This is a genomic window from Vibrio sp. S17_S38 (assembly GCF_014694375.1).
Taxonomy (GTDB): domain Bacteria; phylum Pseudomonadota; class Gammaproteobacteria; order Enterobacterales; family Vibrionaceae; genus Vibrio.
In genome coordinates this window covers 21285-29163 of record NZ_JAAUWW010000026.1, presented here as the reverse complement: position 1 = coordinate 29163, position 7879 = coordinate 21285, and the positions used below count along the sequence as shown (strand labels likewise).

4 protein-coding genes and 1 pseudogene are annotated in these 7879 nt (G+C 39.6%); 1 reads left to right on the top strand and 4 read right to left on the bottom strand.

Annotation, left to right across the window (positions count from 1 at the left end; genetic code table 11):
- Nucleotides 1-515: 515 nt before the first annotated feature.
- The 4 genes and pseudogenes from ubiK to HC725_RS15555 all read right to left on the bottom strand — a co-directional run bounded on the left by ubiK (nucleotide 516) and on the right by HC725_RS15555 (nucleotide 5730).
- A complete protein-coding gene (gene ubiK / locus HC725_RS15570; RefSeq protein WP_190332780.1) occupies nucleotides 516-770 on the bottom strand; it encodes a ubiquinone biosynthesis accessory factor UbiK in 255 nt (84 codons plus the stop codon).
- A gap of 127 nt (nucleotides 771-897) precedes the next feature.
- Nucleotides 898-3975 carry a multidrug efflux RND transporter permease subunit gene (locus HC725_RS15565; protein ID WP_190332779.1) on the bottom strand — a complete coding sequence of 1026 codons (3078 nt, stop codon included), beginning with the start codon at nucleotides 3973-3975 and terminating at the stop codon, nucleotides 898-900.
- A gap of 11 nt (nucleotides 3976-3986) precedes the next feature.
- Nucleotides 3987-5092: pseudogene (locus HC725_RS15560) on the bottom strand (efflux RND transporter periplasmic adaptor subunit).
- A 44-nt stretch (nucleotides 5093-5136) separates the two neighbouring features.
- Nucleotides 5137-5730: a TetR/AcrR family transcriptional regulator gene (locus HC725_RS15555; RefSeq protein WP_190332778.1), complete on the bottom strand. Its 594-nt coding sequence runs from the start codon at nucleotides 5728-5730 to the stop codon at nucleotides 5137-5139.
- 128 nt (nucleotides 5731-5858) lie between these two features.
- On the opposite strand from HC725_RS15555, the gene rep reads away from it, so the two are divergent.
- Nucleotides 5859-7874 carry a DNA helicase Rep gene (gene rep / locus HC725_RS15550; protein WP_190332777.1) on the top strand — a complete coding sequence of 672 codons (2016 nt, stop codon included), beginning with the start codon at nucleotides 5859-5861 and terminating at the stop codon, nucleotides 7872-7874.
- Nucleotides 7875-7879 lie beyond the last annotated feature (5 nt).

Below are 7879 nucleotides of genomic sequence, written 5' to 3'. Positions count from 1 at the left end.
AGCTGGAATATTAGAAATTAGCAATAGCTGAGCAAATAAGTGGATCAATATTAAAACGGTGAATTTTTAAAAAAGTGGATCAGATTTCAACTGGTGTTGACATTTAGTAAGCCTAGATTTGATTAGTGCACCTTATATCTAGTGAGGATAAGACTGATATTTTTATCAAACTATTTTCTGAGTGGGATACTTTATTAAATATAAATATAAATATAAAATAGGCTTTAATTTATTGATTCACACTGGTGAGGCTAGCATTGAGAGGCTTGTTATCAGTCTTTCTTTGAATGTAGAGAAAGTAAGCAAATTCATCGGTACGTTTTTATGTTGGTTTATTAGTTTTTAGAGCTTCCTATAATAGCCTTTAAAGAATCATGAAAGGATTACACGAATATTTCAATATTCGAATTGGCGTGAGGGAATTTTGAAGCTAGTCAGAATACTATGTTATAGCTTTGAAAAGCTTCAATTCGATAATGATTATTTGATATTAATCAGAGAGTACTGAAATTATACTATTCTTGCTTATTTATTTTGTTTTCAATATCAGTTAATTTTTTTTCTAACTCATTGAGCTTTTGGCGAGTGCGCAATAATACTTGAGTTTGTACGTCAAACTCTTCACGTGATACTACATCTAGCTTATTGAGCTGACCTTGTATAACTTGTTGTACTTTCTTATTTACATCAGAGCCAAGATCTTTGACTGGGGCTGGCATAGACTCATGTATCTGTTTCGCAATTTGCTCTAATTTTTTTGCATCAAACATATTGGGTTAACTCCTAATTAAGTGTGCCTATTCTATGCAAAATCATCTTAAATGTCGTTAAGATTAAATGAAAAAGGCTACCAGAGGCAGCCTTTCATATTAAGTTTTTTATTTATCACTTCATTTGTTATTTTGGTTCTTCGATAGCTGGGATGCTTTCATCAAACTCTGGAAGTGGTTTATGTTCGCTTGCTAAATAACTGTAAATTACAGGTAATACGAATAAGGTGAACAATGTCCCGATGGCTAGGCCTGATACAATAACAATACCAATGCTAAAGCGTTGTGCTGCACCTGCGCCACTTGCATACAGTAGTGGGATCAAGCCAGCGATCATTGCCGCTGTTGTCATTAATATCGGACGTAAACGAATTTTAGCCGACTCCATAACTGCTTGAGTTCTTGATTTACCGTTGTGCAACTGCTCTTCTTTGGCGACTTCACAGATTAATATACCATGCTTGGTAATTAGACCAACCAAGGTGATTAAACCTACCTGTGAGTAGATGTTCATCGTTGCAGCACCCCATGATAAAGAGATTAAAGCGCCACAAATAGCGAGAGGAACAGACACAAGAATAACCAATGGATCTCGAATTGATTCAAATTGAATAGCAAGAACCAAGAAAATCACCGCCAATGCTAGACCAAAGGTTGCGAATAAAGCATTTCCTTCGGTGACATACTGACGGGCTTCACCTAAGTAATCATGGCTATAGCCTAGTGGTAATTTTTCCGCAGCTACAGTTTCAAACCAATCAACAGCTTCACCCATTGAGGTTGTTGGTGAAGGTACAGCTCCGATAGTTGCTGAATTAAGCTGATTAAAGTGAGGTAGTGATCTTGGCTCAGCGACAACGTCAATATCAACTAAGCTTCCCAGTGGTACAGCATGTCCATTGGCTGAGCGAACATAGTAGCTATTCATTGATTCTGGGTTTAAACGATATTTACGTTCAACTTGAGGGATCACTTCATAAGAACGTCCATTTAAATCAATACGGTTAACGTAGCCATCTGACATCATGGTGCCAAGAGTTACCGCAATGTCTTGCATGGTAACACCATAAGCTCCTGCTTTATCTTTATCTATATTGATTTTCATGGTGGCAGAATCAAAGTTCAAATCAAGATTTGAGTAAACAAATAATGGGTTTTTTGATGCTTCCGTTAATATATCACTCGCCACTTGGAATAGACTTTCAAAACTATTAGGTGTCGTGATAACAAACTGAATAGGCAAACCACCGCCAGCCCCTGGTAATTCAGGCATTTGGAAAGCAGTAACCGCCATTCCAGGAATATCTTTTACCAGTTGCCCAACACGGTTAGTCACCTCTGCTTGACTCGCTTCACGTTGACTCCAAGTTTTCATTGAAGCAATACCAAAAGCTTGGTTGGAAGATGGAACCCCCGTGAATACCTGTGCATATTGAACTTCTGGTTGATCCACTAGAATTTTGTTCACATCATTCATGGTATTTTGCAGATAATCCAAGTTCGCATTAGATTGACCAGTACCCATTAATACCACCACACCTTTGTCTTCAGGTGGAGCTAGTTCACTTGGAATAAACTTAAATAGAATTGGCAGGCTGATGAAAACAATCACACCAAAAGCAATAACAACAGGGCGACGTTGCATAACAGCATGAAGCATGCGCTCATAGCGGTTAGTCATACGATCCAGAACACTATGAACGATTTGTTCAAATCTGCTTGGTTTGGCATGTTCCACGAGCATTTTTGAACACATCATTGGTGATAGTGTTAATGCGATGATTCCTGAAACAAATACGGCACCCGCGAGTGTTAAAGCAAACTCTTTGAATAGAGAACCAGTAATTCCACCCATTAAGGCAATAGGAGCATATACCGCGCCTAGAGTAACGGTCATGGCAATAACTGGAACGGCTATTTCTCGTGTTCCAATGATAGCAGCTCGGAAAGGCGTTTCTCCTAGTTTGATATGTCTATCGACGTTCTCAAGAACCACGATCGCATCATCAACCACAAGACCGATGGCTAATACCATGGCAAGCAGAGTCATTAAGTTCCACGAGAACCCCATAACTTGCATTACCATTGCCACACCAATTAATGACAGTGGAATAGTGACAATTGGAATTAAGACAGCACGGAAGGAGCCCAAGAATAAAGTTATAACGATTAATACAATGACAGCCGCTTCTAAAATTGTATGGATTACTTCGTTAATCGACTCATTGATGGCGACCGTTGAGTCATACATTACCTGTACATTAATATTGCTTGGTAAGTTTTTCTTAATTTCAGGTAGCAACTCAAGAACATCATGAGCAATGTTAATTGGATTTGCTGTTGGAGAGGCATCAATGGCCGCAACTACAGCCTCAGATCCATTCGCGCTGGCTCTATAAGTATCATGACTTTTTGCTAGTGTGACTTTTGCGATGTCACCGAGTCGGATAACTTGGCCATCATTAGAACGTACAACTAACTTCTCTAGTTCATCCACATTCGAAACTTGAGTATTAGCACTGCCGTTATATAAGACAAATTCTCCCGTTGCTTGACCAGCAGCTGATTGATAGTTGTTGGCATTCAAAACTGTCATGATATCGGTTGCGGTTAAATCAAATGCTCCCATTTTTGCAGGATCGAGCCAAATACGCATGGCATATTTCATTCCGCCATACAGGTTGACTTTTGACACACCATTAACGGTAAATAGCTGAGGGTTGACCACTCGTTCTAAGTAATCCGTGATCTGGCTTGATGCTAATTCTTTACTAGTAAAACCAATGTACAGCACGGATGTCGTACTACCAGTAGACATGCTGAGTGTTGGATCTTCAGATTCTTTTGGAAGTTGAGACCGCACTGAGTTAGTTTGAGCCAGAATATCAGAGAGCGCACCATTAGGATCGGTGTTGAGCTTCATCGTTACCGTGATAGTAGAAGACCCCATGACTGAAGATGAAGTCATATAATCAATATTATCGGCTTGTGCAATCGCTTGTTCCAAAGGTTGGGTAATAAAGCCTTGGATCAAATCTGCACTTGCACCGTAATAACTGGTGGTGACTGTGACCACTGTATTCGTCATTTCTGGGTATTCACGCACCTGCATTTTGAAAATAGCTTGCATACCAAGCAATGCAATCAAAAAGCTGAGTGATACCGCAAGAACCGGACGCTTAATAAAAATATCAGTAAAACGCATTATGCCTCCGGTTACAGCATTGGGGTTTTAGCGGGAGGGGTTGTTGCATCGCTTTCAACCACTTTCACTTTGGAATGATTACTTAGGCGAACTTGTCCTGAGGTAATCACAGTTTCTCCTGCTTTTATACCATCTAGAATATGGACGATATCTGCTTGGCGCTCTCCGACTTTTACCACTCGTTGTTCTACGCGTTTTTCATCATCTTTTTCAGTCAGAACATAAACACTATTACCATATAAAGTATAAGTAATTGCGGTTTGAGGAATCGAAACTTGATCTTTCAATGTTGGCAAAACAATACTAGCGCGAGCAAACATTCCTGAGCGTAACTTATTATCATTGTTTGGAATTTCTGCTTGTACTTGAATCAAACCACTTTGGGCATTTACCGCTGGCTCTATTGCACTGACTTTACCGGTAAAAGGAGTATTAGGATAAGAATCAACATTAATGTTGATGGTCTGATTTAGATGGATCAAACTAATATCGGTTTGCGGTACAGTAAAGCGTAAACGCATAACACTGATATCTTCCAAGCGAGTAACATCATCACCAACTTGCATAAATTGACCTAAATACACATTACGTAGACCTACAATACCGGCAAAAGGGGCTGTGACTGTACGGCGTTCAATCGTAGCATTTAAGCTTTCGATATCGGCAGACAAAGAAAGATAGCTGGCCTTAGCATCATCGTATGCTTCTTGAGAAATAGAGTTTTTCTTATATAAGTTGGCATAACGTTCTGATTTTGCACGAGCCGCTGGTAGGCGAGCTTGAGCACTTTCAGGTTTGCTTTTTCTACTTTTGAATCAAGTTGAATGAGCATTTGCCCTTCCTTGATTTCATTCCCAGATTCAAACGAAATTTTATTGACCATACCACTTTCTTGCGACGTAAGAGTTACGCCTTGCAAAGGTTCAATGAAACCAATGGCATCAATAGTTGGAACCCAGTCGGAGGATTCTACTTTTTGAACAGTGACAGGAAACTCAGGCTCTGGCATGTTAGCCATATACTCAGCAATTTTTTGTTGTTTAAACATGTTAAAACCAATTACGCTACCGAAAAGTAGCAAGGCAAGTAACAACATGAAGAAAGTCCACTTTTTCATTTTAATTAGAACTCCAAGTTTCGAAATAGAGATAGAGCAGCAAATTAATGCTGAATAACCGCATCCCAGCTCGCATAAATAGCAGAGTCTAGTGCGGATTCGGTGATGGTATAGCAGCCGAGTACATGTTTTCTGGCTAATGCCAAACTTACATCTAAGCTTAAACTGGCCAAAATATGGTTATCGAGAGGCTTAAATATGCCTTGAGCTTTACCTTCGTTAAATAAGTTTTCAATCTTGTAGAATAGTAGCCTCTCTTGTTCTGTTTTACATCGACTTGCCGTTGGTAGTGCTTCATATTGGATTCGATTTAAAATCATATCAATTTCAGTTTTAGTTGAGGTAATATGAGCGACATTTTTCCAAATAAGAATAAATCGATCCTTTATCGTCATATTATCTTCAACGCCTTGCTGAACCATGCTGGCAACTCGTTGTAAGACATGAAGACGAACGGCCTCGACTAAATCATTTTTATCTTCGAAATAGCGGTAAATCGTTCCAGCTGCAACACCCGCTTCTTTGGCGAGCTTATGCATAGACAACCCATGAAATCCGTTATGAGCGATTAACTGCTCCGCGGTATCTAAGATAAGTTGTCGTTTGTCTGTATTTTGTATGTTGTGTTGCTCGACCATAATTCAACACTAATGAATGAACGTTCATTCATTATATGGTGAACTTAATAATTCGCCATTAATATTCACACTTATTATTATTTAGTTACATTTGGTGTGTAATCTGATTCATAAAAATATGAGAAAGCATGAAGTTAAATCCAAGGCAAAACGAAGCCGTTAAATTTGTTGCTGGCCCATGCCTAGTTCTTGCTGGGGCTGGCTCTGGTAAAACGCGCGTGATCACGAATAAAATCGCTTACTTAGTTCAGCAGTGTGGATACCAATCTCGACATATTGCTGCTGTGACCTTTACTAATAAAGCGGCTCGGGAAATGAAAGAACGAGTAGCGCAGACGTTAGGTAAACAAGAGTCTCGCGGATTGATGATCTCCACCTTTCATACACTGGGCCTCAATATTATTCGTCGTGAATATAAAGCGTTAGGGTTAAAGGCCGGATTTTCATTATTTGATGATCAAGACCAACTTGCTTTACTAAAAGATCTGACAGAAGAACAGATTGATGGCGATAAAGACTTGCTGCGTCAGTTAATGAGTAGTATTTCTAATTGGAAAAATGACATGTTGACTCCAGAGCAGGTCATGGGTCGGGCGCAGTCTGAGCAAGATCACTTATTTGCATATTGTTTTGATATGTATCAAAAGCAAATGAAAGCCTATAACGCATTAGATTTCGATGACTTAATTGCCATGCCTGTATTGCTACTCAAAACTAATCAGGATGTGAGAGATCGTTGGCGAGCAAAAATTCGTTATTTATTAGTGGATGAATATCAAGATACCAACACCAGCCAATATGACTTGGTTCGCTTGCTTGTTGGAGAGCGTGCTCGCTTAACTGTCGTTGGAGATGATGATCAATCTATCTACTCATGGCGGGGAGCAAAGCCGCAAAACTTGGTGCTATTAAATCAGGATTTCCCTCAGTTAAAAGTCATTATGCTGGAGCAAAACTATCGTTCAACCAGCCGTATTTTGCGTTGCGCCAATATTTTGATTGCGAATAATCCACATGTGTTTGAAAAAACGTTATTTTCAGAAATTCCAGACGGTGAAAAGCTCAAATTATTGATGGCGAAAAATGAAGAGCACGAGGCAGAAAGAGTGACAGGTGAGATCATTGCTCACAAATTTTTGAATCGAACGCATTACAAAGATTACGCCATTTTATATCGAGGTAATCACCAATCACGTTTAATTGAAAAGTCATTAATGCAAAACCGTGTGCCTTATAAAATATCTGGTGGCACTTCATTTTTTGCACGGGCTGAAATTAAAGACATCATGGCGTATTTACGTATATTGGTGAATCCGGATGATGATAATGCTTTCTTACGTATTGTTAATACACCAAAGCGAGAGATTGGGCCGGTGACGCTCGAAAAGTTAGGTAGCTACGCTAATATGCGCGGCAAAAGCTTATTTGAAGCGAGCTTTGAAATTGGCCTAGAACAGCATCTTTCAGGGCGAGGATTAGAGTTATTGCGTCGCTTTACCGATTGGGTTGTGCAAATTTCTGATAATGCGGAGCGTGGCAATACCGTTGAAGCCGTGCGCTCATTAGTGCGAGATATTCATTACGAAGATTGGCTATATGAAACTTCTGCCAGCCCAAAAGCTGCTGAAATGAGAATGAAGAATGTTTCGGATTTGTATTCTTGGATCACTGCGGATTTAGAAGGTGATAATTATGACCAAGAAGTTAAAACCTTAAAAGAAGTGGTACAGCGTCTGACGCTGCGTGACATGATGGAGCGTGGAGAAGGCGAAGATGATGCAGACCAAGTGCAATTAATGACTTTACATGCATCGAAAGGTTTAGAGTTTCCATATGTATTCTTAATGGGCGCAGAAGAGGGAATTCTACCTCATCAAACCAGTATTGATGAAGATAACGTGGAAGAAGAGCGACGTTTGATGTACGTGGGTATCACGCGAGCACAAAAAGAACTAACGTTTACTATGTGTCGTGAGCGTCGTCAATATGGTGAATTACTAAAGCCCACCCAAAGTCGATTTCTTGATGAATTGCCCTTCGATGATGTTGAATGGGAAGCTCAGAAAAAAACACAAACAGCAGAAGAAAGAATGGAAAAAGGGCAGACTCATATCGCTAATTTAAAGGCTATGTTTAAAAAATAGTAATA